21 protein-coding genes are annotated in these 25,300 nt (G+C 67.8%); 10 read left to right on the top strand and 11 right to left on the bottom strand.

Annotation, left to right across the window (positions count from 1 at the left end):
• The first annotated feature begins 12 nt into the window (after nt 1-12).
• Both ACFSGX_RS15610 and ACFSGX_RS15605 read left to right on the top strand, forming a co-directional pair.
• Nucleotides 13-1,077: a phosphatidylinositol-specific phospholipase C1-like protein gene (locus ACFSGX_RS15610; protein ID WP_380931246.1), complete on the top strand. Its 1,065-nt coding sequence runs from the start codon at nt 13-15 to the stop codon at nt 1,075-1,077.
• Complete coding sequence (locus tag ACFSGX_RS15605; protein WP_380931245.1) at nt 1,077-1,808, top strand: acid phosphatase; 732 nt, start codon at nt 1,077-1,079, stop codon at nt 1,806-1,808. Before ACFSGX_RS15610 ends, ACFSGX_RS15605 begins: the two co-directional genes overlap by 1 nt.
• A 6-nt stretch (nt 1,809-1,814) precedes the next feature.
• On the opposite strand, the gene ACFSGX_RS15600 is transcribed toward ACFSGX_RS15605, so the two are convergent.
• From ACFSGX_RS15600 to ACFSGX_RS15580, 5 genes are all read right to left on the bottom strand, one after another.
• Nucleotides 1,815-2,072: a hypothetical protein gene (locus tag ACFSGX_RS15600; protein ID WP_380931244.1), complete on the bottom strand. Its 258-nt coding sequence runs from the start codon at nt 2,070-2,072 to the stop codon at nt 1,815-1,817.
• Nucleotides 2,069-2,596, bottom strand: coding sequence for an SAM-dependent methyltransferase (locus ACFSGX_RS15595; RefSeq protein WP_380931243.1), 528 nt, complete (start codon nt 2,594-2,596; stop codon nt 2,069-2,071). The genes ACFSGX_RS15600 and ACFSGX_RS15595 overlap by 4 nt, the downstream gene beginning before the upstream one ends.
• A complete protein-coding gene (locus tag ACFSGX_RS15590; protein WP_380931242.1) occupies nt 2,593-2,856 on the bottom strand; it encodes a hypothetical protein in 264 nt (87 codons plus the stop codon). Before ACFSGX_RS15590 ends, ACFSGX_RS15595 begins: the two co-directional genes overlap by 4 nt.
• Before the next feature lie 136 nt (nt 2,857-2,992).
• On the bottom strand, nt 2,993-3,358 hold the full coding sequence (locus ACFSGX_RS15585) for a hypothetical protein (protein ID WP_380931241.1): 366 nt from the start codon (nt 3,356-3,358) through the stop codon (nt 2,993-2,995).
• The gene (locus tag ACFSGX_RS15580) at nt 3,351-3,608 is read right to left on the bottom strand and encodes a hypothetical protein (protein WP_380931240.1); all 258 of its coding nucleotides are present in this window, start codon (nt 3,606-3,608) and stop codon (nt 3,351-3,353) included. The genes ACFSGX_RS15585 and ACFSGX_RS15580 overlap by 8 nt, the downstream gene beginning before the upstream one ends.
• A 356-nt stretch (nt 3,609-3,964) precedes the next feature.
• Here ACFSGX_RS15580 and ACFSGX_RS15575 point away from each other — a divergent pair, with 356 nt between their 5' ends.
• On the top strand, nt 3,965-4,288 hold the full coding sequence (locus ACFSGX_RS15575; protein ID WP_380931239.1) for a hypothetical protein: 324 nt from the start codon (nt 3,965-3,967) through the stop codon (nt 4,286-4,288).
• Nucleotides 4,289-4,298: 10 nt separating this feature from the next.
• Here ACFSGX_RS15575 and ACFSGX_RS15570 read toward each other — a convergent pair whose 3' ends face one another.
• Nucleotides 4,299-4,943 carry a TetR/AcrR family transcriptional regulator gene (locus ACFSGX_RS15570; RefSeq protein WP_157176987.1) on the bottom strand — a complete coding sequence of 215 codons (645 nt, stop codon included), beginning with the start codon at nt 4,941-4,943 and terminating at the stop codon, nt 4,299-4,301.
• Between the two features lie 128 nt (nt 4,944-5,071).
• Between ACFSGX_RS15570 and ACFSGX_RS15565 the strand changes: the two genes are divergently transcribed.
• From ACFSGX_RS15565 to ACFSGX_RS15535, 7 genes are all read left to right on the top strand, one after another.
• Entirely contained in the window at nt 5,072-5,989 is a 918-nt protein-coding gene (locus ACFSGX_RS15565) for a shikimate dehydrogenase (protein WP_380931238.1), read from the top strand.
• A complete protein-coding gene (locus ACFSGX_RS15560) occupies nt 5,986-7,287 on the top strand; it encodes an MFS transporter (protein WP_380931237.1) in 1,302 nt (433 codons plus the stop codon). The genes ACFSGX_RS15565 and ACFSGX_RS15560 overlap by 4 nt, the downstream gene beginning before the upstream one ends.
• 59 nt (nt 7,288-7,346) lie before the next feature.
• Entirely contained in the window at nt 7,347-10,340 is a 2,994-nt protein-coding gene (locus ACFSGX_RS15555; protein WP_380931236.1) for a TonB-dependent receptor plug domain-containing protein, read from the top strand.
• A 177-nt stretch (nt 10,341-10,517) separates the two neighbouring features.
• Nucleotides 10,518-12,881 (top strand): FdhF/YdeP family oxidoreductase, encoded by a 2,364-nt coding sequence (locus tag ACFSGX_RS15550; RefSeq protein WP_380931235.1) that lies wholly within the window; start codon nt 10,518-10,520, stop codon nt 12,879-12,881.
• A 4-nt stretch (nt 12,882-12,885) separates the two neighbouring features.
• Nucleotides 12,886-13,665 carry a formate/nitrite transporter family protein gene (locus ACFSGX_RS15545; protein WP_380931234.1) on the top strand — a complete coding sequence of 260 codons (780 nt, stop codon included), beginning with the start codon at nt 12,886-12,888 and terminating at the stop codon, nt 13,663-13,665.
• 65 nt (nt 13,666-13,730) lie between these two features.
• A complete protein-coding gene (locus ACFSGX_RS15540; protein WP_380931233.1) occupies nt 13,731-13,853 on the top strand; it encodes a hypothetical protein in 123 nt (40 codons plus the stop codon).
• Nucleotides 13,853-15,055, top strand: a complete 1,203-nt coding sequence (locus tag ACFSGX_RS15535; protein WP_380931232.1) for an MFS transporter — start codon at nt 13,853-13,855, stop codon at nt 15,053-15,055. Before ACFSGX_RS15540 ends, ACFSGX_RS15535 begins: the two co-directional genes overlap by 1 nt.
• A gap of 14 nt (nt 15,056-15,069) precedes the next feature.
• On the opposite strand, the gene ACFSGX_RS15530 is transcribed toward ACFSGX_RS15535, so the two are convergent.
• From ACFSGX_RS15530 to ACFSGX_RS15510, 5 genes are all read right to left on the bottom strand, one after another.
• Entirely contained in the window at nt 15,070-16,554 is a 1,485-nt protein-coding gene (locus ACFSGX_RS15530) for a family 8 glycosyl hydrolase (RefSeq protein ID WP_380931231.1), read from the bottom strand.
• Nucleotides 16,555-16,701: 147 nt separating this feature from the next.
• Nucleotides 16,702-19,746, bottom strand: a complete 3,045-nt coding sequence (locus tag ACFSGX_RS15525) for a discoidin domain-containing protein (protein WP_380931230.1) — start codon at nt 19,744-19,746, stop codon at nt 16,702-16,704.
• Nucleotides 19,743-21,137 (bottom strand): glucoamylase family protein, encoded by a 1,395-nt coding sequence (locus tag ACFSGX_RS15520; RefSeq protein ID WP_380931229.1) that lies wholly within the window; start codon nt 21,135-21,137, stop codon nt 19,743-19,745. Before ACFSGX_RS15520 ends, ACFSGX_RS15525 begins: the two co-directional genes overlap by 4 nt.
• 53 nt (nt 21,138-21,190) lie before the next feature.
• Nucleotides 21,191-24,166, bottom strand: coding sequence for a TonB-dependent receptor (locus ACFSGX_RS15515; protein WP_380931228.1), 2,976 nt, complete (start codon nt 24,164-24,166; stop codon nt 21,191-21,193).
• Nucleotides 24,163-25,197, bottom strand: a complete 1,035-nt coding sequence (locus ACFSGX_RS15510) for a LacI family DNA-binding transcriptional regulator (RefSeq protein WP_380931227.1) — start codon at nt 25,195-25,197, stop codon at nt 24,163-24,165. The genes ACFSGX_RS15515 and ACFSGX_RS15510 overlap by 4 nt, the downstream gene beginning before the upstream one ends.
• Nucleotides 25,198-25,300: the final 103 nt, after the last annotated feature.

Raw genomic sequence — 25,300 nt, 5'->3', positions numbered from 1 at the left:
GGAGAAAGCGCGATGTCGATCATTCGGACGATGGCGGCGGCGGGGCTGGCGTTCGCGGCGGCGGGTGCGGATGCGGCGCCGCCGCTCAGGATGAACGACATCGCGGTGATCGGGACGCACAACAGCTACAAGCTGCCGATGCCCACAGCGACGATGGCGCGGGTGCGGGCGGTGTCGCCGGCCATGGCCGATGCGCTGGACTACGGGCATCGGCCGTTGACCGAACAGCTGGACGCCGGGGCGCGGCAGCTGGAACTGGACGTGAACTACGATCCTGTCGGGGGGCATTATGCGGCGGGGTCGACCGATCCGGCGCTGCGTCGGCCGGGGTTCAAGGTGTTGCATATCCCGGGGATCGACAACGGATCGTCCTGCGTCCTGCTGGTCGAATGCCTGCGCACGATCCGACGCTGGTCCGATGCGCATCCGCGGCACGTGCCGATCCTGCTGATGTTCAACGCCAAGGACGAACAGAATGCGGCGCGCGGCGGGATCGACGCGCTGCCGTTCGACAGCAAGGCCTATGACGCGCTGGACGCCGAGATCCGGTCCGTCATGGACCCGGCGCACCTGATCGTGCCGGACGACGTGCAGGGGCGGTATCCCACGCTGCGCGAGGCGGTGCTGGCGAATGCGTGGCCGACGCTGGACGCGGCGCGCGGCAAGTTCCTGTTCGCGCTGGACGAACCGCCGGCGAAGGTCGCGGTGTATCGCGGGGCGAGGCGGTCGCTGGAGGGGCGGGTGTTCTTCATCAACACCGACGAGGCGTCGCCGGCCGCCGCGTACCTGACGCTGAACGATCCGGTGCGCGACGCGGACCGCATTCGCCGGGCGGTGGCGGCGGGGTTCATCGTGCGGACGCGCGCCGATGCCAACACGCGGGAGGCCCGTGCGAACGACACCAAGCCGCGCGACGCGGCGCTGGCCGGCGGGGCGCAATATGTGTCGACGGATTATCTCTGGCCGGACCCGCGCCTGCCGGGCGGCTATCATGTCGCGTTGCCCGGCGGTATCGTGGCGCGGTGCAATCCCTTGCGGCGCCCGGCCTGTGGCGACCTGGAGGGGAAGGGAAAGTGATGGTTCCGATCGTCTCGCTGGTCCTGCTTGCCGCTGCCGCGCCGGTCGCGCAGCCCGCCTATCTGGCGGGTGCCCCGATGCCCGATCTGGTTCGCATCCTGCCCGCCCCGCCGGCCAAGGGATCGCCGCAGGCGGTGGACGATGCCGCGACGTTCCGCGCGACGCGGCCGTTGCTCGGCACGGACCGCGGGCGGATCGCGACGAGCGACGTGACCACCAATCGGCTGGTGGTGTTCAGCTGCGCCGCCGGGTTGCGGTTGGACGATCCCGGCCTGCCGGCGCTGGCGCGGGTCATGGCGCGGGACGGCGACGAGAACATGGTCGGGCGTGCGAAGGACACGCTGGCGGTGCGGCGGCCCTATCTGGATCACGACGCGCCGATCTGCGAACCGAAGACCGCGCATCTGGCGGCGAACGGCGACTATCCGTCGGGCCATACGACCGCGGGCTGGTCGACCGCGCTGATCCTGGCGGAGCTGATGCCGGACCGGGCGACCGCGATCCTGCGTCGCGGGCGGCAATATGGCGAAAGCCGCTACATCTGCGGTTCGCACAACCGCAGCGCGGTCGAAGCGGGCTATCTGGCTGGAGCGGTGAAGGTCGCGGCGCTGCATTCGGTGGCGGCATTCCGGAACGAAATGGACGCGGCGCGGCGGGAGATCGCGGCGCGGCGGAACAGCACTTCCGCGCCCGATCCGGCAACGTGCCGGCTGGAAGCGGGGATGCAGTAGCGCGCGTCAGGACCGGGATCGGTCGGGGCGGTGACGGCGGACCCGTTCCGCGTGGATCGCCTCCGCAGTGTGTCCGTGGCCGCGCCGCTCGGCATGCAGCGCGGTGGCGGCCCGCTTGCCGTTGATGATCAGCGTCAGGCCGATCAGTGCGACCACGAACAGCGGAATGACGAGCGGGGAGTCGTCGAGCAGGACGGCGCCGGTACAGGCGGCGGCGGCGAGGACGAGCCCTGCGCCGCGCCAGAGCATGTCCCGCCGGGTCATGTCGCGACCTGTTCCGCGGCCGGCTCGTGATCGGCGATCGTGACCTGTCCGGCGGCGCGGACTGCGGCGAGTGCCTCGGGTCGTTGATGGTCGGCGGGACTGCCGTGCCAGAGGACGAGGTCGGCCGGAAAGTCCTGTTCCGCCTCAAGTGCCGCGATCATGTCGGTCAAGTCGAACGACAGGCCGATCGCCGGATCGACGCAGCGGGCGGCGGCGGCGCGGGCGCGACCGATCAGCGCGGGCGATCCGTCGATCCCGCGGCACTCGATCGCGGTGAAGCCCAGCGCACGGGCATGGCGGGCGGCGTGGAGGAGGAGCGAGCCCGCGCCGCAATCGGCATCGACGATGCGGACGGCATGGCGGCCGGCACCGCGCAGGCTGGCGAGCTGCGCGGCGACACGCGGCCAGCGCGGGTCGTGGATCGCGGCTTTCGATCCCGGGACGGCCAGCTTTGCGCGTGGGGCCGTTGCGACATGCGGACGGGTTGCCAGGGCGTGGACGTTTGTCATTGCTGCCACCGTCATGCGGCGCGCGGCAGGGCATACTCGCCGGGGCCGGCCGGTCCGAACGAGATGAGCGGGACGAGCGGGCGGTTCGTGATCTTGACCGTCGCGTGGTAGATGTCGCGCTCCGCCTCGGCAAAGCTCAGCGCGGATGCGTAGCAGGTGAAGCGTCCTTCGATCCGGCTGTTATTGTCCTGGACCAGCCAGTGGCCGGCGCGATCCTGACCGACGTAGAGGACGAGCCCGCTTATGTCGGGCGTCGGGGTGGGTGCAGACGACATGTCGCCTTGTTGCCTTTCGTATCACGAGCCTGTTGCCCGCCGATCCGAAGTACGCAGCGCGGCGTAGGGTATCGAGATCGATTCCGGGCGATCGCATAGTGCGCTCGTAGGGATGCGTTCGGTTCGCCGCAGCGGATCAGCGCAGTTCGGGACGGGTGGGCGAGAGACCGGCCATGCGGGTGCGGCGCGTCTGCATCATCGCGACACCCCGTCTGGTGTCGTAGGCGCGGCCGGCAGGCGTGATCGGGTCGAGCAGCCGTCCGATCAGATCCGGCGTCGCCGGCGGGGCTTCGTTGATCGTCCGGCCGAACAGCGCGACACCGTGGATCAGGAGCAGCACGCCGGCACTGGCGAGCATGAAGGTGAGCAGGCCGATCCCGAGTTCGGCGGCTTGCGCCGGTCCGTTGTGCGCGGCGTCCCAGATCGAACGGTGGACCCATGTCGTCCCGCACGATGCGGCGACGAGTGCGAGGCCGGCGAGGCGGGGCGCGATCCTATGCATCCGACATGTCCGCCGGCCTGGGCCGGACGCCGCGGGACAGCGTCAGGCGACCGGCAATGCGTGGCCGCGATCCGTTCGAGGACGCGATGACCGCCGACGGGCGTGAACGCCGCTCGGCCTGCGCGAAGTGGTGCGCCGCCATTGAGGAGGTGAACCGGCCGAGGAGCAGCCCTTCACCCTCCCGAACGGTCCAGCTTCCGTCGCGATCTTTGCCGAGAACCAGCATCTCGGTTGCGTTCCGTACGCTCACCATTGTTTCGGTCGTAGCATGGTCATCGGGGAGCCGTTCCAAATCCGTGGAAAGGCTGTCAATGTACGGAATGTGAAATAGTGAATCGAGATCGATTGCGCCTGTTCGAATATGGTTTGCGTATACTCGGACGGAAGGTTGCAAACTTGGGCGACGTAATCACGGAAGAACATCGCACAAACCGTTTAATACTATGCCGGCACTATGCGGAATAGGACAATCGTACTCGTATCGATATGCGGGGGACCGACCTCGGGCCTGAAGCGGAGGGCTGTCCTGCCCATCGGCGCGTGGGCGGTTTGCGATATGTCATTCTTCGGAGTTTTGGTGCGTCTTGCGGCACGGGGCGACGCGACGTGAGCTTCGGTCTGGTCACGCTCGGCTATCTTGTCGAGGGGATGGGGTTGTTCGCCGTCTGGAACTGGCGGCTTCGGTCGCGATCGGTGGTATGGGCGATCGGCGGGGGGCTGGTGTTGCTGGCTCTGGTCGCGTTGGCGATCGTGATGGTGGGACCCGATCGACGGCCCTTCGTCTTCGGGATGATGGGCACCTATCTGGCCGCCGCGCTGCTCTGGACCTGGCGGTTCGAGGGGCTCGTGCCGGACGAATGGCGGCTGAGCGAGCGGTTCATCGCATCGGTTGCCGCAGCGCTGCTCGTGGCGTCCTACGCGGCGATCTAGGGCGGGCGAGTCAGGCCTGGCAGGCGCGCAGGACGGTATCGACGACGATCGCGCGGCGTTGTGCATTGGCCTCGTCCGACGTCATGTCGAAGGCGAAGATGCGTTCGAACGTGTAACGGTTGGACACGTTGTAGAAGGCGAGTGCGCTGATCGTCATGTGGAGCTGGATCGGATCGAGACCGGTCCGGAACACGCCGTCCGCAACGCCGCGATCGAGCAAAGTGCCGATCATGTGGAGCACGGAGTCGTTGCGGGTCCGCGTACTGTCGAGCGCGCCGATCGCGGTGCCGCGCTGGATGTTCTCGTTCATCACCAGCCGGACGAATTCGGGATGCTGGAGGTGATAGTCGAACGTGATCTCGACCAGCCGCGCGAGCGCCGCGGTGGGGGCCAGCGAGGTCAGTTCGGCGACCGCCTCCGTCGTGCGGATCGACGCATAGGCATGTTCGAGCACCGCCTGGTACAGGCCTTCCTTGCTGCCGAAATAATAATAGATCATCCGCTTCGACGCATCGGTGCGGTCGGCGATCTCGTCGATCCGGGCGCCGGCGAAACCCTTGTCGGCAAATTCGTTCAGGGCGATTTCGACGATGTCGGCGCGCGTCCGCTCGGCGGAACGGCGCTGGTCGACCGGGGGAGGAGGGGGCTTGGCCATCGATGCTCTATCGGCTGGGGCACCCTCGTTAGGCAAGTACCGCAAGGGGCAGTTGACATGAACGTACTAGTTCGTACACAAAGATCGCAGACCGGCGGAAAAGCTGGCGCAAGAAGGGACGGGAACTGATGGGCGACATACGTCTTGCTCGCGACGAGCCGGCTTCGGCCGCGCCACGGACGCCATCGCCGCGCACCGGTTGGCTGATTGGACTGATCGGCGAGGGGATCGGCGGGTCACTGTCGCCCGCGATGCACATGGCCGAGGGCGATGCGCAGGGTTGCCGCTACATCTACCGCATCATCGACCTCGTCGCGCTCGGCCGGTCGGTCGACGATCTGCCCGCGCTGCTGGACGGGGCGATCATGCTGGGCTTCGACGGGCTGAACATCACGCATCCGTGCAAGCAGGCGATCCTGCCGTTGCTGGACGAAGTCGACGACGATGCGCTGGCAATCGGCGCGGTCAATACGGTGCGGATCGTGGACGGTCGGACGCGCGGCTACAACACCGACGTCTCCGGTTTCCGGGTCGGGATCGAGCGCGACATCGGCGCCATCCGCGGACACCGCGTCGCGCAGCTGGGCGCGGGCGGGGCGGGGGCGGCGACGGCGGCCGCGGTGCTGTCGATGGGTGCCACGCATGTCGCGGTCGTCGATACCGACGTGGGCCGGGCGGAACGGCTGGCCGCGACCTTGTGCGCGCGCTTCGGCGCCGACGCGGCCACCGCATCGACCGACATCGCCGCGGCGCTGGCCGATGCGCAGGGGCTGGTCCACGCCACGCCGACGGGCATGGCGGCGCATCCGGGCCTGCCGCTCGATGCAGGTCTGCTGCGGCCCGACCTGTGGGTGGCGGAGATCGTCTATTTCCCGCTGGAGACCGCGTTGCTGAAGGCCGCGCGGGTGACCGGGTGCCGGACGTCGCACGGTGGCAACATGGCGGTGTTTCAGGCGGTCGGCGCGTTCGAGATCTTCACCGGGCGCAAGGCGGACGGCGACCGGATGATGCGCCATTTCGCCGCGCTGACCGGAGCGGGGGCATGACCGCGGTGGCGGCCGCGACGTCGGGTGATCGGCGGTCGCGCGTCCGGTTCAGCATGCTGGCGCTGATCGCGACCGGCACGCTGATCAACTATCTGGACCGCACCATCCTGGGCATCGCCGCGCCGGCGCTGACCAAGGAATTGTCGATCAGCCCCGCGCTGATGGGCGTCGTGTTTTCCGCATTTTCGTGGACCTACGCCGCGTCGCAGATTCCGGGCGGGGCGTTTCTCGACCGGTTCGGGACGCGGCTGACCTATTGCCTGTCGGTCGGGTTCTGGTCGCTGTTCACGCTGTTCCATGCGCTGGTCGGCGGGATCGCCTCGCTGCTCGGGCTGAGGTTGCTACTCGGCATCGCGGAGTCGCCCTGTTTCCCGGCGAACGGGCGGGTGGTGGCGACGTGGTTCCCGCGACAAGAACGCGCGCTGGCGACCGGGGTCTATACGGTCGGTGAATATATCGGGCTGGCATTTCTCAGTCCGCTGCTGTTCGCGATGCTGGCGCATTGGGGCTGGCGGTCGTTGTTCGTGGGGGCGGGCGTCGTCGGGCTGGTGTTCGCGCTGATCTGGTGGCGCGGCTACCGTGAGCCCGCCGACAGCGATGCCAACCCGGCGGAGATCGCGCACATCGTCGCCGGCGGCGGTCTGGCCGCACACGCCGCCGCGCCGAAGCTCGACTGGTCGAAGGCGGCGCTGCTGCTGCGCGAACGCAAGATGTGGGGCATCTGCCTCGGTCAGTTCGCGGGCAATTCGACGCTCGTCTTCTTCCTGACGTGGTTCCCGACCTACCTGGCGGTCGAGCGTCACATGGACTGGCTGAAGATCGGTTTCTTCGCGATCCTGCCGTTCATCGCCGCATCGGTCGGCGTGCTGTTCGGCGGGTGGTGGTCGGACACGATGCTGCGGCGGGGTGTGTCGGCCACGGTCGCCCGCAAATTGCCGATCATCCTCGGCCTGCTGCTGGCATCGACGATCGTCGCGGCGAATTTCGTGACCGACGATCGGGTGGTGATCGCGATCCTGTCGCTGGCGTTCTTCGCGCAGGGGATGGCGGCGCTGGGCTGGACGCTGGTGTCCGATATCGCGCCGGAAGGGATGCTCGGCGTGACCGGCGGCATCTTCAACCTGGCCGCGAACCTGGCGGGCATCATCACGCCGCTGGTGATCGGCGGGATCGTCGCGGTCACCGGCAGCTTCGCCTACGCGCTGGGGTTCATCGGGGTCGTCGCCCTGCTCGGGGCGCTTTCGTACATCGTCATCCTGACCGACGTCAGCCGGATCGAGCTACCCACGGTCACCTAGAAATCGCTGCGGATCAGCAGTGTGTCGATACCAAAAAAACAAATCAGGGAGGATCAGTCATGAAGAGGTACAGGATCGGTGTGTCCGCGGTAGCCTTGCTCTGGACGTCGGCGGGCGTCGCGCAGACGGCCACCCCGGCGCCGGACGCGAGCTCGTTGCCGCCGGCCGCGGACCAGACGTCGCCCGCGCTGCTGCCCAGCCAGGGTGCCGCGACGCCGGCCGAGGTTCAGGCCGCGCCCGCGGAAACCGGCGACGGCGAGATCGTCGTGACCGGATCGCGCATCACGCGCAGCGACTATACCTCCGCCAGCCCGATCGTGACGACCAGCCAGGAAGCGCTGAAGGCCACCGGTGCGGTCAACGTCGAACAGTCGCTGAACCAGTTGCCGCAGTTCATTCCGGGGTCGGGATCGCAGGGCGGCGGCGCATCGGCGGCGGCCAGCGCGGGACGCGCGACGCTCAACCTGCGTGGCCTGGGCGACCGGCGCAACCTGGTGCTGCTCGACGGGCGGCGGTTGCCGCCGTCGACCGTCTTCAACGTCACCGACGTCAACATCATCCCGCAATCACTGATCGAAAGCGTGGAGACGATCACCGGCGGTGCGTCGGCGGTCTATGGGTCGGACGCGATTTCCGGCGTCGTCAATTTCCGCACGCGGCGCAACATCAACGGGATCGAGATCGACGGGCAGATCGGCAACACGTTCCGCGCGGATCGGCTGGCGACCGACCTGTCGGCCGTCGGCGGATGGACATCCGGCGACGACCGGTTCAGCATCGTAGGGGCAGCGGGCTATACCAAGCGCGACGAGCTGAAGGGATCCGAGCGGTCGTTCTTCGACCTGGGCATCCTGTCGTCGTTCATCGGGCAGGGGACGTTCGTGCCGTCCGCCACCAACCTGCCGACGCAGGCCGCGGTGAATGCGGCGTTCGGCAACCGTGCGCCCGGTACGGTGGCGCGGACCAACTCGCTGGGGTTCAACGACGACGGATCTTTGTTCAGCCAGGTCGGTGCGACCAACTATGCCGGCCCGACGACCGGGGACTATGTCACGTTCGGCAATGTCGTGCGTCAGCCGGTGGCGCGCCAGCAGTCGATCGAGCGGCCGCTGGAGCGGTTCAACGCGTTCGGCAAAGCCGAGTATGAGGTGTCGGACGCGCTGACGCTGTACGCGCAGGGGCTGTTCACCCGTTCCGAAGCGCAGACCAATGTCGGCAATTCGCTGACCCAGTTCATCAACGTCAACGTGTCCGCCGCCAACCCGTTCATCCCGGCCAGCCTGCGCGCCGTCCTGGCATCGCGGCCCGACCCCAATGCGCCGTTCGCGATCAACCGGCGGTTCACCGAACTGCCGTCGCGCGTGTTCGATACGACGTTCGAAACCAGCCAGTTCATCGTCGGCGCACGCGGCAAGCTGGGCTTCGGCGACTGGACCTACGACATCTACGGATCGCGCGACCGCAACGTCATCCATGACGACATCGCGCCGGGCGTGCTGGGCAGCCAGCTCAACCGCCTGCTGGGGGCGAGCGACGGCGGGCAGTCGCTGTGCGCGGGTGGATACAACCCGTTCGGGCTCGCCAATGCCGGGACGATCTCACCGGCCTGCGCCGCGTTCATCACGCGCCGCGTCAGCCGCGACGAGGATATCCGCCAGAACACGGTCGAGGGGGCGGTGCAGGGCACGCTGCTGACGCTGCCGGCGGGTGACCTGAAGCTGTCGGTGGTCGGTACGTACCGCGAGAACAAATATAGTTTCGAGCCCGGCGCGGAGCTGATCGCGGGCGACGTGTTCGCGACGAACCAGACCAACCCGACCAGCGGCAAGACGAACGTGAAGGAGATTGCCGGAGAACTGTTCGTACCGATCCTGCGCGAAACGCCGTTCTTCCAGACGCTGAACCTGAGCCTGGGTGCGCGCTATTCGGACTATAACGTCACGGGCGGGGCCACGACGTACAAGGCGGAAGTCGAATGGTCGCCGGTCAAGATGGTGCTGTTGCGCGGCGGGTATCAGCGCGCGATCCGCGCCCCGAACATCGGCGAACTGTTCAGTTCGGCGACGGGTGCGCAGGTCCAGATCGGCAATCCGCCGGCATCGGGCGACCCCTGCGACGTGCGCAGCGTGTCGCGGACGGGCAGCGGAGCGGCGCAGTTGCGGACGCTGTGCATCGCCACCGGCGTGCCGACCGCGCTGGTCGACAACTACAACTTCACGACGGTGGCGATCCCGGTCACCAACTCGGGCAACCTCGCGCTCAGCCCGGAAAAGGCGACGACCAAGACGGCCGGCATCGTGCTGCGCCCGCGTTTCCAGTCGCCGCTGCTGCGCGGCCTGTCGCTGTCGGTGGATTATTACGACATCTCAATCACGGACGTCATCTCGACCGTGGCCGGGAATACTGCGCTGGCGAAATGCTACAACCAGGACGGGAGCAACCCGACCTATGATGCGGCCAACACATTCTGCGGGCTGATCACGCGCGACCAGACGGGCGGGATCACCAACGTCGCGCTGCCCTACCTCAACCTGGGTGGGTTGAAGACGAAGGGGATCGACGTCCAGCTCGACTGGAGCCTGGATATCGCGTCGCTGGCGAACGGCGGGGACGTGCGCTTCTCGCTCAATACGCTGGTGAGCTATCTCGACAGCTATCAGGTCAAGAACTTCCCGACCGATGCGTTCCAGGAGTTTGCAGGCACGATCGACGCGACCAATTCGCTGCCGCTGCCGCGCTGGCGGTACACGACGACGGGCAACCTGACACTCGGCAAGGCTGACATCGGCGTGCGCTGGCGCCACCTGAATGCGATGCGCGACGTGACGAGCGTCATTCGCCCGGCCAGCCCGGCGGCGGGGGTGCCGTCCTACGACCTGTTCGACCTGACCGGGCGCATCGCGGTGAACGAGCGGTTCCAGTTGCGCGCGGGCGTGACCAACCTGTTCGACAAGGCGCCGTTGGTGATCGCCGGTACGCCAGGCAACACGCTGCCCGGAACCTACGATGTGCTGGGCCGGTCTTTCTACATGGGGTTCAAGGCGCGGTTCTGAGGGTGTGGACGACCTGCCACCGGGCAGGTCGTCCTTATCCGAACGGCGCATCCGGCACGGCCGGACCACGGACTATCGATGCAAGCTGCGACGAAACTTGCGTTTTCCTTGCGCGAGGTTTCTGGAGCGACCAGTGATCGGCCATCCGTAAACGGCTGGCCGCCTGGAGATTCGAGTATGCGGAGCAAGCGTCCCGACGGGATCAAGGACTATACCGGCCCGGCCGGCGGCTGGGGCGCGCTGAAGGCGGTGGCCCTGAGCCTCAAGGCGCAGCAGATCGTCCAGCGCGGCGCGCAGACCCTGTTGAAGTCGAACCAGCCGGACGGCTTCGATTGTCCGAGCTGCGCCTGGCCGGACCCGAAGCACAGTTCCTCGTTCGAATTCTGCGAGAACGGCGCGAAGGCCGTGGCGTGGGAGTCGACCGCCAAGAAGATCGGTGCGGAGTTCTTCGCCGAACATTCCGTGTCGGATCTGTGGGCGAAAACCGACCACTGGCTGGAAGGCGAGGGCCGCGTGACGGAACCGCTGCGCTACAACAAGGCGACCGACCATTATGAGGTCGTCGGATGGGATGAGGCGCTGGCCGAGATCGGTGCGGGGCTGGCCAGGCTGGACGACCCGAACCAGGCGGAATTCTACACCTCCGGGCGGTGTTCGAACGAGGCGGCGTTCCTGTTGCAGCTGTTCGTGCGGCTGTACGGGACCAACAATTTCCCGGACTGTTCGAACATGTGCCACGAGGCGACCTCGGTCGGGCTGCCCAAGTCGATCGGCATCGGCAAGGGTACGGTCAGCCTGGAGGATTTCGATCACGCCGACCTGATCCTGTCGATCGGTCACAATCCCGGCACCAACCATCCGCGCATGATGGCGACGCTGCGCGAGGTGTCGCGCCGCGGCGGCAAGATCATCGCGTTCAACCCTCTGAAGGAGCGCTCGCTCGAACGGTTCGAATCGCCGCAGTCGGTGGTCGAGATGGCGACGTTCTCCGCGACGCCGATCGCGAGCAGCTACCTGCAGGTGAAGGTCGGTGGCGATGCCGCGGCGCTGAAGGGGATTTCCAAGGCGCTGGTCGCGATGGACAAGGCGGCGACCGCCGCGGGCGAGCCGCCGGTGCTGGACCATGCGTTCATCGCCGAACATACGACCGGGATCGACGCGCTGATCGCCGATCTGGAAGCCGCTGAGTGGGACGACATCGTCGCGGCGAGCGGGTTGGGGCAGAGCGACCTGGAGGAGGTCGCGCGGCTGTATTCGCAGTCGAAGGCGACCATCGCCTGCTACGGCATGGGGATCACGCAGCACCGGACCGGCACGAGCAACGTGCAGCAGATCGCGAACCTGCTGCTGCTGCGCGGCAATATCGGCCGGCCGGGGGCGGGCATCTGTCCGCTGCGCGGGCACAGCAACGTGCAGGGCGACCGGACCGTCGGCATCACCGAACGGCCGATGCCGATGCTGCTCGACAAGATGAAGGAGGTGTTCGGGTTCGAACCGCCGCGCGAGCATGGTCATTCGGTGGTCGAAAGCATCGCCGCGATGCGCGACGGGAAAGCCAAGGCGATCGTTTGCCTGGGCGGGAACCTGGCGATCGCCGCGTCCGATCCGCAGGCGTGCGTGGCGGGCTTCCGCAACATGGAGCTGGCCGTCCACATCACGACCAAGCTGAACCGCACGCAGCTGCTGATGGCGAAGGGCGCGACGTACATCCTGCCGTGCCTGGGCCGGACGGAGCGCGACATGCAGGCGGGCGGGCCGCAGTCTGTGACGGTCGAGGATTCGATGTCGATGGTCCACGCCTCGCGGGGGTTCCTGATGCCGCCGGGCGAGAATGTCCGGTCCGAACCGTGGATCGTCGCCGGGATCGCCAAGGCGACGCTGGGCGCCAAGGGTGGGATCGACTGGGACGGTTATGTCGCGAACTACGACACGATCCGCGACAGCATCGAGGCGGTGTTCCCGGCGTTCAAGGACTATAACATCCGCATCCGCGAACCGGGCGGGTTCCACCTGCCCAACGCGGCGGCGGAGCGGGTGTGGCTGACCGAATCGAAGAAGGCGAACTTCATCGTGTCGCCGGGTGTCGAGGAGGACGAGACGATCGGCGACCCGAGCGTCATGCGGCTGACGACGCTGCGGTCGCACGACCAGTACAACACGACGATCTACGCGCTCGACGACCGGTATCGCGGTGTCTTCGGGCGGCGCGACATCCTGTTCATGAACGGCAAGGAGATCGCGCGGCTGGGGTTTGCGGAGGGCGACGTGATCGACGTCACCACCGCGCTGCAGTTCAAGCGCGCCGACCGGATCGTGCAGGGGCTGACGCTGGTCGAGCATGACCTGCCCGATGGCTGCTGCGCGTCCTATTATCCGGAGACGCAGCCCCTGATCGCGCTGGAGGACCATGACAAGCAAAGCTTCACGCCGTCCTACAAGTCGGTGCCGGTCCAGATCCACGCCGCAGGTGCCGATGACGGCGCCGAATTGATCGTCGAACGTGCCGGTGTTGCCGGTCGTCCCGTCACTGCGAAAGTCTGAGCCGATGTATGCACCCACCATCACCGGTTTCGCCGGTCGTGCAGCCGCGGAAGCGGTTGCGATCCGGCGGTCGCCCATGGGCTTCTTCGTCGGTGCTATGCTGGCCGGGGCCTATATCGGCATCGCGATGATCCTGGCGATCAGCGCCGCCGCCGGGCTGCCGGCTGGCGTGCGGCCGCTGGTGATGGGCGCGACCTTCGGGCTCGGCCTGCTGCTGTCGGTGTTCGCGGGCGGCGAGCTGTTTACCGGGTACGTCATGTATCTGGGGTTCGGGCTGATGCGCCGGACGGTGCGGCCGGCCGACGCCGCGATGCTGATGGTCGTGGTCTGGGTCGGCAACCTGATCGGTGCGCTGATCCTGTCGGGCATCTTCATCGCAGGCGGCGGCGGGCAGGTGTTCGCCAATGCCGGCACGATGTTCGACGCCTATGCCGCGCACAAGGTGGAGGCCGATGCCATGACACTGATGGCCCGTGCGGTGCTGTGCAACTGGCTGGTGTGCCTGGCGATCTGGACGTCGGCGCGGGTCACCGGCGATGCGGCGAAGTGCATCGTCATGGCGTGGATCCTGCTGGCGTTCGTGGCGGCGGGGTTCGAGCATTCGGTAGCGAACATGACCGCGCTGACACTTGGGCTGTTCGCGCCGGGCGAGACGATCACGCTGGCGAGTGCGGTCCATAATCTGGTCTGGGTGACGCTGGGCAACGTCGTCGGCGGGCTGGTGTTCGTCGTGGGTGCCTACGGCATCGCGGCGAAGACCGACGCCGAGCCGGCGAAGGCCTGACCCTACGCCGGCTAGTTTCGAACGAAGGCCTAGGGTGCGTCTCGCGGCGTGCCTATGTGCGGCGCATGACCAGGGTTCCTGCCGACGAAGCCGATGCGATCCAGCGCCGGAACCGCGCCATCCGATCGGGTGACAGGCGTGCCGTCGTGCCCGAGGGGTTGGTAGCGCCGACCGGCGACGCGTCTTGATGCCCGAACCGTATGCGCTGGGCACGATCGGCTACAGGCGATTGACGCTGGCGATGCTGTTCGCCGGGTTCGCGACGTTTTCGACGCTGTATTCCGTGCAGCCGTTGCTGCCATTGCTGGCCGAACGGTTCGCGTTGCGGGCGGAGGGGGCGTCGCTGGCGGTGTCGATGGCGACGGGGCCGCTGGCGATCGGGATCCTGGTTGCCGGTGCGATGTCGGATCGGGTCGGGCGGCGGCCGCTGATGGTCGCGGCGATGCTGGCGGCGGGCGTCCTGACCATCGCAGCGGCGCTGGCGCCGGATTGGTATGCGCTGTTGGCGCTGCGGCTGCTCGCCGGGCTTGCGCTGGCGGGTGTTCCGGCCGTGGCCATGGCGTATGTCGCCGAGGAGGTGGATGCCGGCGCGGTCGGGTTGGCGATGGGGCTGTATATCGCCGGCAGCGCGCTGGGCGGGATGGGCGGGCGGTTGATCGCGGGACTGGTCGCCGATGTCGCCGGCTGGCGCTGGGCCCTGGCCGCGGTGGGTGTCGCGGGGCTTGCCATGGCGGAGGCGTTCCGCCGGCTTGCGCCGCCGTCCCGGCGGTTCACGCCCAGCGGGGGAGGGTGGCTGGACACGGTGCGGGACGCCGGACCGCTGTTCCGCGATCCCGGGCTGCGGCTGCTCTATGCCGAGGCGTTCCTGTTGATGGGCGTGTTCGTCTCGATCTACAATTATGCGGGGTTCCACTTGATGGCGCCGCCCTACGGATTGGGTCAGGCGGCGGTCGGCGCGGTGTTCCTGCTCTACATCCTCGGTTCGGCGAGTTCCGCGTGGTTCGGCGGTCTGGCGGGACGCCTGGGCCGGCGGCGGGTGTTCTGGGTGCCGACCGTGATCCTGATCGCCGGCATCGCGATGTCCGGGGCCCCGCCGCTCTGGCTGGTGATTGCGGGGATCGGCGTGGTGACGGTCGGATTCTTCGGGGCGCATTCGATCGCCAGCGCCTGGGTGGGACGGCGTGGCGGCGCACGGCGCGGGCAGGCGGCGGCCTGGTATCTGTTCTGCTACTATCTCGGGTCGAGCGTGCTCGGATCGGCGGGGGGGCTTGCGTGGACGTGGGGCAACTGGCCCGGCGTGCTGTGGTTCTGCGCGGCGCTTGGCGGACTTGCCCTGCTCGGCGGGTTGCTTTTGGTCCGGGTTGCGCCGCTGGCCAGCCCCGCGCCGTAACTGTCGTTACGCGCTCAGGGCGTGGGTTGCGGCGCAGTGTTTGGGGCGACGATACGGAACTCGCCGCTCAGGTGCATTAGGCTCATCAGGTAGAGCATGCCGTCGAAATAACGCTGCTCCCCGGTCGGGAGGGGCATGTCCCATACGGCCTGGAGGAACGCCTTCGACACCGGGCCGGGCGTGGCCGCGAACCCGCCGACCGCAGCCGCGGCGACCATGCCGGACGAGTGGCGGTCCGATAGCGGCTGGCCGTCGAGCGTGTAGCGGTCGGCGAATTTGTCGATGCCCTCCCCGAACAGGAACGCCTGGTTGCGATCACTCAGCGTCCGCTGGCGCGCGTCCTTGCCGAACCAGGCCCAGTCGACCGACCAGTTGCTGACCGTCCGCCAGCTGTCGTAGCCGAACTCGACCGGCTTGCCGTCGCGGCCGATCAGGCGGGATCCGTCGAAATTGCTGCGTTCGGGCGACAGCGCGGTTTTGGGTCCGACGACCTTCACGATCAGGTCGCGGCTGACGTCCGCCGCCTTGGCCCAGAAGGCACGATCCGCCTCCGGCCCCCAGCGCGACCACAGCTCGTAGAAATGCGGGAGGTGGTAGGAGGCGTCGGTGGTGTTGTTGCTCGCTTCCGGCACGAACCGGATCATGGCGTGGCTTTCCTCCACCATCGGGCCGACCGTCACGGGCCGGTTCGGTCGCGTCGTCCCGAACATCGCAGGCGGCCAGGGCTCGCCCTTTTTCGCGGCTTCGGCGGCGGCGGTGCGGTTGTTGGGGCTGGGCCACGGCGTGGTGGGCTGGACGAAGGGCGGTCCGTCCGGGTGGATCCGGAACGGTCCCGTACCGGTCATGACGGCGCGGTGGCGCATGTTCGACAGGATCTTGTCCGCCTCCGCCTTGTAGTCGTAGATGCCGGTGCCGTTCCCCCAGCGGTTGGCGGCGAAGTAGAGCGCCATGACATAATATTCCTCGCCGTCCGGCGCGGCGCCGACCGATCGCGGCGAGCCGTCGGTGCTCATCGACCAGGCGAAGTAGCCGAGGGACGGGTTCTGCGGGTCCGTCACCTGCATATGCGTCTTGGACCAGTTCCAGAGCGCGTCGAATTCACGCTTCTTGCCGAGCTGGACGGCGATCATCATGCCGTAGCTCATGCCTTCCGACCGCGCATCGTTGTTCGCCCAGTCGGTGATATAGGCGAGCGTGCCGTTGGCGTTGGCACCGGTCTCGAAATAGACCGTCTCCTCCTGACCGTCGCCGTGGAAGAAGCGCTGGAACGCCTGCTCGATCTTGGCATGCGTTTCCTGCCGGGTCTTGCCGAGCTGTTCCGCGAACAGGTTGCGGTAGCGGCCGGTGGCGAAGGCGCCGGTGCCGTCACCCGGGAACCGCTTGATCCGGCCGAGCGGGGCGTTGGTGTGGACCTGCTCGCCCCATCCGTTGGTCGCGGGGGCGGGCTTTGCTGCCGGCTGCGCGACTGGCTGGGCATTGGCGGAACCGGCCAGCAGCATGATCGCTGCGATCGCGAAACGTCTTGTTCGTCCTGCCACGTCCGTCCCCCGTCACGTCGGCGTCTTCGGCCGGCTTCCATGCATGTGTGGCATGGCCGGGCAGGAAGCGAAAGGCGTTTGGCGGCAGGGGGATAGCGTCGCGATGGTCTAGCGGAGGGGGCTCCATTCGATTTGAAGCGAGGTTGATTTCATCACGTGAAGTTTCCCGTCACGAGGCTGGACGACTTTGCCGTTGATCCGGGCCGGGCCGGGTTTGCCGGACAATGGCCAGGGGATCATGAACCCGCCGGGCGCGGCGATGTCGCCAGCGATGGTCATCAGCAGCGTGCCGCCTGCCTCGCGGGCGGAGAGATCGAGCGTGCCGTAAGGCGTGCGCAGTCCCTTGATCGACGATCCGGTGCCCGAGAGCCATGCGTTGTCGAGACCAGCCGCGACGACGACCGCGCCATCGTCGGTGCGGACATAGGCGAAGAGATCGAGTGCGGCGCGGATGAAGTCGGACGCGACCCAGGCGTGCGGCATGTCGCCGATGAAGCGGATCTCGCGCGGGTCGCGCCCGACGACCTCCGCCCAGCCGTTCCACGCCGCCGGGCGGCGATCGGCCATGTAGGCGGCGAGCAGGTCGTTGGCGCGGTCGCGCTGGCCCAGCCGGACGAGGGCGGAGACGTTGCGCAGTTCGTAGGGCGTGTAGTCCGCCCAGGTCGCGTCCGGGCGGGTGCGGGCCATGACGCGGGCATATTGGCGGTCGAACGTGTTGGCGAGCAGGCGGGGGTCGAGCCGTGCTTCCTCGCCCGCGGGATCGAGCGCCATCGTGGTCGAGGTCGCGTCGAAATCGCCAAGGCTGGTGGCACCGGGGATGAAATCGATGCCGAACCGGCGGGTGGAGGCGGTGATGGCGGCGCGGATGTCGCGGCCGAACTGGTCGCGCTGGATGGCGATAATGGCGGCTTCGGGACGGCCGAGGACGGTCGCGGCGAAGGTGGCGTCCTTGTAGCCGGTGAGCGCCCAGAAATCGTCCCAGAGGCTGTATTGGGCCTCAGCCGAATAACCTTCGTGGCTGATCGATGGAGGCATCAGGCCGTAGTGGTGGCGACGGTCGGGGGTCAGGTTGGCGGGGGTGCGTTCGGATTGACGCTGGCCCTCCATGTAGCGGCGGGCGGCGTCGAGTTTCGGCCAGTCGCGGGCGAGCGCGGGGCGGTCGCCGGTGTAGCGGTAGAGTTGCGTCAGGAGGTGGATATATTCGCCCTGGCTGTCGTTTTCGGGCACCGGATCGGGGCCGCGCGCATCGACGCAGCAGGGGACCTTGCCGTTGGCGAACAGCTTCGTCCCGTACCAGTCGGCGAAGGCGCGGACGGGGGCGGGGTGGCCGAGGCGGAGCAAGGTGTCGCCCATCATTGCGCCGTCGCGGATCCAGCTGCGGTCGTAGGAGCGCGTGCCGGGTTTGAGCGCGGGGCCGTCGCGGCTCATCAGGATGTGGGCGAGCGCGGTGCGGACGGTGTCGGCAACGGCCTGCTTGGACGTGGGGACGGTGATCGTGACGGTGCCGAGCGTGCGGCGCCAGTAGTCTGCGGTGGCGGTTTCGGCGGAATCGAAGGCGGTGGGGGTCGGTGTGGTGTCGCCGCCGATCGCGAGGGGGATGTCGAGCGTTTCGCCGGGGGCGAGCGTGCGTTCCCAGTCAAGGGTGGCCGAGGCGAGCTGGTCTGGGTCCTCGACCGTCGTTGCTGTCGACACGGTTGCGTCGTCGGTGAGTGCGCCCTGGGTGAAGGGGCGGAGCCCGACCGAGTTGGGTTTGGCGAGCGGGTAGAGCGTCCGGACGGGGACGGGGTCGCCGGTGATCGCGGCGGGGGTCGTGACGGCGAGGTGGCCGGCGGCCCAGGCGATGTGCGAAATCGGGCTGACGCCGCCCTGCTGGCTGAGGAACTGGGCGGGCGGGTTCACCTGGAACGGGCGGACGGCGATGCGCAGGCGGAGCGTGCGCGGGCGGTTGGCGGTGTTGGTCAGGCGCCAGCGGGCGAGCAGCCGCGCGGTGGCCTGGTCGGCGACGAGGGTGGTGGTGAGCGACCAGCCGTCGGCGCGCCAGTCGACCGCGGGCATCGGGAGCGAGCCGTCGCGCAGGCGCTGCGTCGCGGTAACGTCGGCCCAACCGAAGCGCTTGCCGTCGGCAAGGACGGCGGGTTCGAGCGAAAAGCCGCCGCGCGCGACCTCGATCGTGCCGTCCTCCCCGATCAGGCCGGACCCGCCGCCGCCGTCGGTCGCGACGAGCGTCCAGTAGAATTGTTCGGTGAAGCCGCGCGGGTAGGTGCCGCGCGGGGCGGCCTTGGCGAGGGCGGCAATCATGGCGTTGGGGGTGGCGCCCCAGGCGGGGGTCATGACGTCCAGTTCGGCGAGGTCGGGGGCGCCGGGGGCGGTGATGCGCAGCCAGCGTGTCTCGGTGTCGGGGAGGCGGACGGGATCGGTGCCGCCGTCGCCGTTCGTGACGGTGCGCAGGGCGTGCCAGCGGCGGCCGTCGTCGGAGGCGTCGATCCGGTAGCTGGTGGCGGGGTTGCGGCTCCAGTGGAGGGTGAGGCCGCCGAGTTCCTTGCGGCCGCCGAAGTCGATCGTGAGCGGGCGGCTTAAAGGAGCGAGCGTGTCGCGGCGGCCGTCGATCGCGCGTGGGTCGCTGGCGCGCGGTGGGGGGAGCGGGACGGGGGGCGGAAGCGGTTCGAAGGTGAGTTCGTCGATCGTGATGCGGCCGGCTCCACCGTCGCGGCCGCGGACGACGACGATCTCCAGCGACGCGGTCTTGCGGAGCGTCTTGTCGGTGGTAGGACCCCAGGCGAATTCCAGGTCGCGCGGGCGGATGGTGATGGTCTGGCCGTCGGGGGACGGGCGGAAATTGCGGCGCTGGACCCACCAGACGTTCGTCCCGGCGGCATCGCTGAACTTGATCTGGAGATCGTTGACGCCGCCGGTGCCGTGGATGCGGAGGCGCAGCGCGAAGTTCGCGGGCCAGTCGAGCGGGAGTGCGCGGCGGGCGACCGCGTAGCCGGAGACCTTTGCGAAGTCGTAGTCGAGGTCGAGCGCGCCGCCGGTGATGCCGACCTGCGACGAGACGCCGTCCGAGGCGGCGGACGTCCAGGCGGCACCGCCCCGGATCAGGTCGCGCGGGGCGGGCTGGGCCGCGAGCGCGGCGAGGAGGATGGGCAGCATCATGCCAGCCAGCCACCGGTGAAGCCCGCGCGGGTCAGGCCGCGGCGGATGGCGGGGCTGCGGCGCATCGTTTGCCAGACGAGGCCGGAGCGGTGGTTTTCGATCATGCCGACGATCGGCCCCTGATCGATGCCGAGATAGTCACCGTCGACCCAGCCGATGCCGGGGACGATGCGGCCGTGATAGAGCGGCGCGGACGTGTCAGTCAGCGTCGGGTTGAACGAGTCGAGGAAGCCGTAGCGGCCGTAGATGCCGCGGCCGTAGCGCGCGTGCATGGCGGTGACGGTGGGCAGCACGATCTCCGGCGCGAACGCGATCGAGCCGAGCGCGGCGGTGGGGGCGATGGTGCCGTCGTCGCGGTCCGCGGGGCCGCGGGCGGAGTAGGAGAAATAGGCACGCTGGCGGTCGCCGGTGGTGACGAGGAAGTCGCCGGGTCCGTCGCAGGCGGTGAGGCCCCAGCAATCCGGGCCGTATCCGGTCCAACGGCCGGTGTTCCTGATGGCGTAGGTCTGTTGGCCGTAGGTGGCGCGGCGGCTGTTCTCGAAATAATCGATGCCCTTGCCGGCGATATAGCCGTCACGGATCCCGCGGAAATCGATCCAGAGATGGCTGTACTGGTGGCCGAACAGCGGTGGGAAGTGGAGGTGCGGGTTGTCCGATCCGGTCGTCCAGCTCGGTTCGAAGCGCGCGGACCAACCCTCCCACGTGCCGTCGGGCAGCGGGTGCGTCGGCGAGCCCATCGCCAGCACGTAGAGCAGCATGCCCTCGTTGTAGATGTCCCAGTCGCTCTTGATGAACCCGGTTTCGGGGTGCCAGCCCATCGAGAGGAATGGCGCGTTGCGGACCGCCCAGGCCCAGTCGACCGCGCCGTAGAGCTGGTCGGCGAGCGTGCGGATCGCGACCTCGTCCGGATGGTCGCCGTCGTACCAGCCGGCGGCGAACAGCACGCCGCCCATCAATAGCGCGGTGTCCACGGTGGACAGTTCGGTGCGGCCGAAGCGGAGGCCGGTCTGGCTGTCGAGGAAGTGGTAGAAGAAGCCCTTGTAGCCGGCATTGCTGTGCGGGTCGGGACCTTGCGGCGCGGCGGCGAAGAAGCGGAGCGTGGCGAGCGTGCGCTTGCGCGCGGCGGCGCGGCTGATCCAGCCGCGGGCGACACCGATCGGGTAGGCGGTGAGCGCGAAGCCGACCGCGGCGATCGAGGCGAAGGAGGGTGTCGGCCAGCGATCTGGCGCAAGGCCGGTGCGCGGATCGGTGGTGTCCCAGAAGAAGCGGAAGGTGCGGTGCTGGATATCGTCGATGAGCCGTTCGGGCGTGAGCGGAGCGGCGTGGGCAGGAAGCGCGAGGCCCGCGGCCGCGAGGCCGGCGGACCCGATGAACTGACGGCGATCGATCAAGATGAGGTTCCCGGACTATGCCGGGGCGACACCGCCGCCCCGGCCCAAGCGGATCAAAAGCGGTAGCCCATCCGGAACTGGATGCGCCGCGGCAGGGTGAGTGCGCTGGACCCGGTGCGGGCGTTCGCCGCTTCGAGTGGGTCGGTGTTGCTGAAGAACCCGTCGAAGCCGCTCGGGTTCTTGGTGTTGAACGCGTTCAGCACGTCGACCGCGAGTTCGACCTGGTCCTTCGACCCGAACAGGTTGAATTTGTTCGCCAGCGTCACGTTGACTTCGCAGAAGGCGAACACGCCGCCGATGCAGTTCTTTTCCGGGTAGGCCGCGGTGTACACCAGTTGCCCGGTGTCCGATCCGTTGCGCGCATCGGTGACTTGATAGGCCTGTCCGCTGCCCAGCGTGGTGAGCGTCGACAGCTGGAAATTGTAGGGCAGATCGACGATGCCGGACAGGACGAGCCGGTGACGTTCGTCGCCCGAGCGGCGCCGCCAACCGTAGGCATCGGGCGTCACCGCATCGAGGCTGAACAGATCGCCGCCATTCTGTTCGGATTCGGACAGCGTGTAGGCGATGTTGAAGCCCCAGCCCGACGATTTCGAATAGTTCTTGTCGAGCGTGAAGTAGACCGCCTTGTACCGCGTATCGAGCCCGTCGAGGCCGATGATGACGTTCGAATAGCCGTTGGCGACCGCGACCGCGGTGTCGCAGCAGTTGCCGAGGCCGTTATTCTGACGCGTCGCGTAGATGTTCGTGTAGCCGTGGCGGCCGCGCTGGTAGGAGCCGGTGACCGACGCCTGGAAGATGCCGATCTTCTGACGCACGCCGAAGCTGGCCTGGTCGTTGACGGGCGGGCGAGTGTCGTTCTTGACCGCATAGAGTTCGGGCAGGCCCTGCGTCGAGCTGGCGGCCAGCGCCAGCAGCCCCTCCCGCGTCAGGTAGGACGCGTCCCACCTGATGGTCGGCAGACCGGACCGCGGTGCGCCGTCCGACGAGAAGCGGAAGACGCCGACCGGGTTGATCGTGCGCGACTGTTCATCGACCGTGTTGTTGAAGTTGTTGCGATCGTAATAACGCCCGAACCCGCCGAAAATGACGGTCGACTGGTTGTCGTTGACGTCCCACGAGAAGCCGACGCGCGGGGCGATCGCCTTTTCGTACGGATCGCGGTTCTTGCCGGTGGAGATATAGTCTTCGGCGTTGAAGTAATAGGTTTGCGGCAGTGCGCGCAGCGTCGCGGCGGCGGCGGGCGACGTGATATACTGGTTGTTGTTGCCGTTGGTTTCGTAATCCCAGCGCACGCCGAGGTTGAGCTGGAGCCGGCCGGTGACGTCCCAGTCGTCCTGCAGATAGACGCCGTACTGGGTGTTCGATCCGTAGATGCGGCCGTTGCCGAGGCCCAGCCGCGCCTCTGCCGGGAAGGCGAAGCTGGTATCGTCGGCGGTGTTGTCCGGCGTGCCCGCCTGATCGATGCGGTAGGTGTAGCGCGGCTGGACATACGCGTTGTTGTTGAATTCGATGTCGGTCACCTCGGCACGCAGGCCGAACTTGATCGCGTGGTTGTCGATCCCGGTATAGGTGAAGTCGTCGCGGATCGTGTAACCCTGTTGCACCTCGCGCCGCGTCGAGTCCTTACCGCCGAAGACCAGGACGGAGTCATAGTCGAAGGTCGCCAAATCCGGATTGATCGACGTCGGGCGGAACGAGTAGTTCAGATAGTTAAGGTTGACCTCGTTGACGAAATTGTCGCCCGAATAGGTCCATTTCAGCAGGTAGGTATCAACCTTGTTGCGCTTGTTCTCGGCATTTTCATACGAGACGTTGCCGCCGAACCCCTGGATGTCGGTTTCGGTGCGGCGGCTGAACGAAAAGTCGAAGACCTGGCGGTCGTCGGGCGTCATGGTCAGCTTGCCGAAGTAGAAGTCGCCGCGGAACGGGCTGACATAGGCGCCTTCGAAGTCCGCGAGGCGGCGGCCAGAGAATTGTTCGAACTGCGCGACGGCGGCGGCCGAACCGGTCGAGTTGACGTTGAACGCGCGGTTCTGGTCATTGCCTTCGTAGGTGAGGAAGAAGAACAGCTTGTCCTTGATGATCGGGCCGCCGAGCGAGACGCCGTACTGCTTGCGTTCGAACGCGGGCTTGGCGTTGCCGTCGCGCTTATCGAGGAAGCTGGTCGAGCTGAGGCTGCGGTCGGTGTACTGGCCGAATGCTTCGCCGTGGAATTCGTTGGTGCCCGATTTGGTGACGGCGGTGATGATCGCGGCGCCGGCCTGTTCATATTCGGCCTTGTAGTTCTGCGTCAGGACGCGGAATTCCTGGACGGCGAGCTGGCCGAACGGGTTGCCGCGGCTGTTCTGCTGCCCCGCGACGCCGCCTTCGCGGATCTTGTTCTTCAGACTGACGCCGTCGATGAAGACGTTGACCTGGCTGGCGGTGGACGCGCCGGACGTGAAGCTCTTGTCCGTTTCGCTGTCGTTGTAGCGGACGCCGGGCGCGAGGGCGGCGAACGACAGGAAGTTGCGATCGGTCTGCGGCAGCGTGCGGATCTGTTCCTGCGTGATGTTCGTCGCGATCTCGCTGGTGCGCGTTTCGCTCAGGCGGGTGCCGGTGACGACGATCTCCGCCCCGTCGCCGGATGCGGGGGCGGCGGCACCGGGGGTGTCCGGGGTGCCGGGTGCGGCGGCCGCGGCGGGCGCGGCAAGCGTGGCGTCAAGCGACGCGGACTGGCCGATCGCGACGACGATCAGCCGTTCGAACGTGGCGGCGCCCTGACCCGTGATCGTGATGCGGTATTCGCCGGGGCGCAGGCCGTTCAGGATGTAGCGGCCGGACGGATCGCTGACCGCGCGATAGGTCTGGTTGGTCGCGGTACTGACCGCCGCGACGGTGGCGCCGACGACGGGCGTGCCGGTGCTACCGCTGACCTGACCGCGGATCGACGCGGTCGACGTCTGCGCCGCGGCCGGCACGAATGCGATGCCGCCGCTGGCCAGCATGGTGGCCCCGGCGAGTGCCAGTCTGAAGTTCCTGCTCATGGTCTGCGCTCCCCTTTTGAATGCCCCGTTTCGAGGCCTGGTTGATCTGTGCTTTCCCGGACGACGAGCGTCGGGAGGATGGGTTGGATGCCGTCGGACCCGTCCGAGTCGCCGTCGATCAGCGCGGCGAGGCCGGCGACGGCGCGGGCGCCCATGCCGGCGATGTCGATGCGGACCGTGCTGAGCGCCGGCGTGAGCAGCCGGGCGAGCGGGATGTCGTCGAACCCGGCCACCGCGACACGGTCCGGCACCGCAACGCCGGCGCGTTTCAGCGTCATGAGCGCGCCGACCGCCATCATGTCGTTTGCCGCGAAGATCGCGTCGACCTGATCCAGGTCCTGGAGCAATGTCGTGGCGGCGGCGATGCCGGCTTCCTGGTGGAAGTCGCCAGGCAGGACGAGGACGGACAGGCCGGCGCGCGCGGCGGCCTGCTCGACCCCGCGGCGACGCTCGACCGCGTCGAGGTTGGTCGCGGGACCGGCGATGTGGACGATGCGGCGGCGGCCGGTGGCGATCAGGTGATCGGTCATCGCGGCGGCACCGGCGACATTGTCGACATGGAGCGTGAGGTGTGGGCTCCCCCCGACCGTGCAGTTGATCAGGACGGCGGGCACCCCGGCGGGCAGGTTGGCGGCCAGTTCGTCCGCGGGAATGTGCGGCGCCATCACGCAGAGTCCGTCGACGCGCCCGCGCATCGTCTGGAGCGCGGTGATGTGGCGGCCGGGGCGGTCGTGCATGACGGTCAGCAGGAGCTGGAGGTCGCGCGACGAGGCTTCGCGGTCCATCCCGCGCAGCAGTTCGGAATAATATTCGCCGTGCAGATCAGGCAGGACGATGCCGATCGCCCCGGCGCGGGCGAGGCTGAGATTGCGTGCGCCCGCGTGGGGGACGTAGCCGAGCAGCGCGGCCGCCTGTTCCACGCGCAGCCGGACGGCGGGGCGGACATTGGTGTGACCGTTCAGGACGCGCGACACCGACGCGACCGACACATCGGCTTCGCGGGCGACATCACGGATCGTGGCATGCGGCATCAGTTTCGTTCGCTCCCCTCGCCCGCGATCTTTGTCGCCGAAACCGGTCGATGCCGGATCATAAGGCTTGCTGTAACCGGTTACAGAAACTTAGAGAGGGTTT

The sequence above is a fragment of the Sphingomonas arantia genome (genome assembly GCF_042682045.1).
Classification (GTDB): Bacteria; Pseudomonadota; Alphaproteobacteria; order Sphingomonadales; family Sphingomonadaceae; genus Sphingomonas_R; species Sphingomonas_R arantia.
The sequence above is the reverse complement of the archived record's forward strand: the minus strand, read 5'-3'. Positions and strand labels throughout refer to the sequence as shown.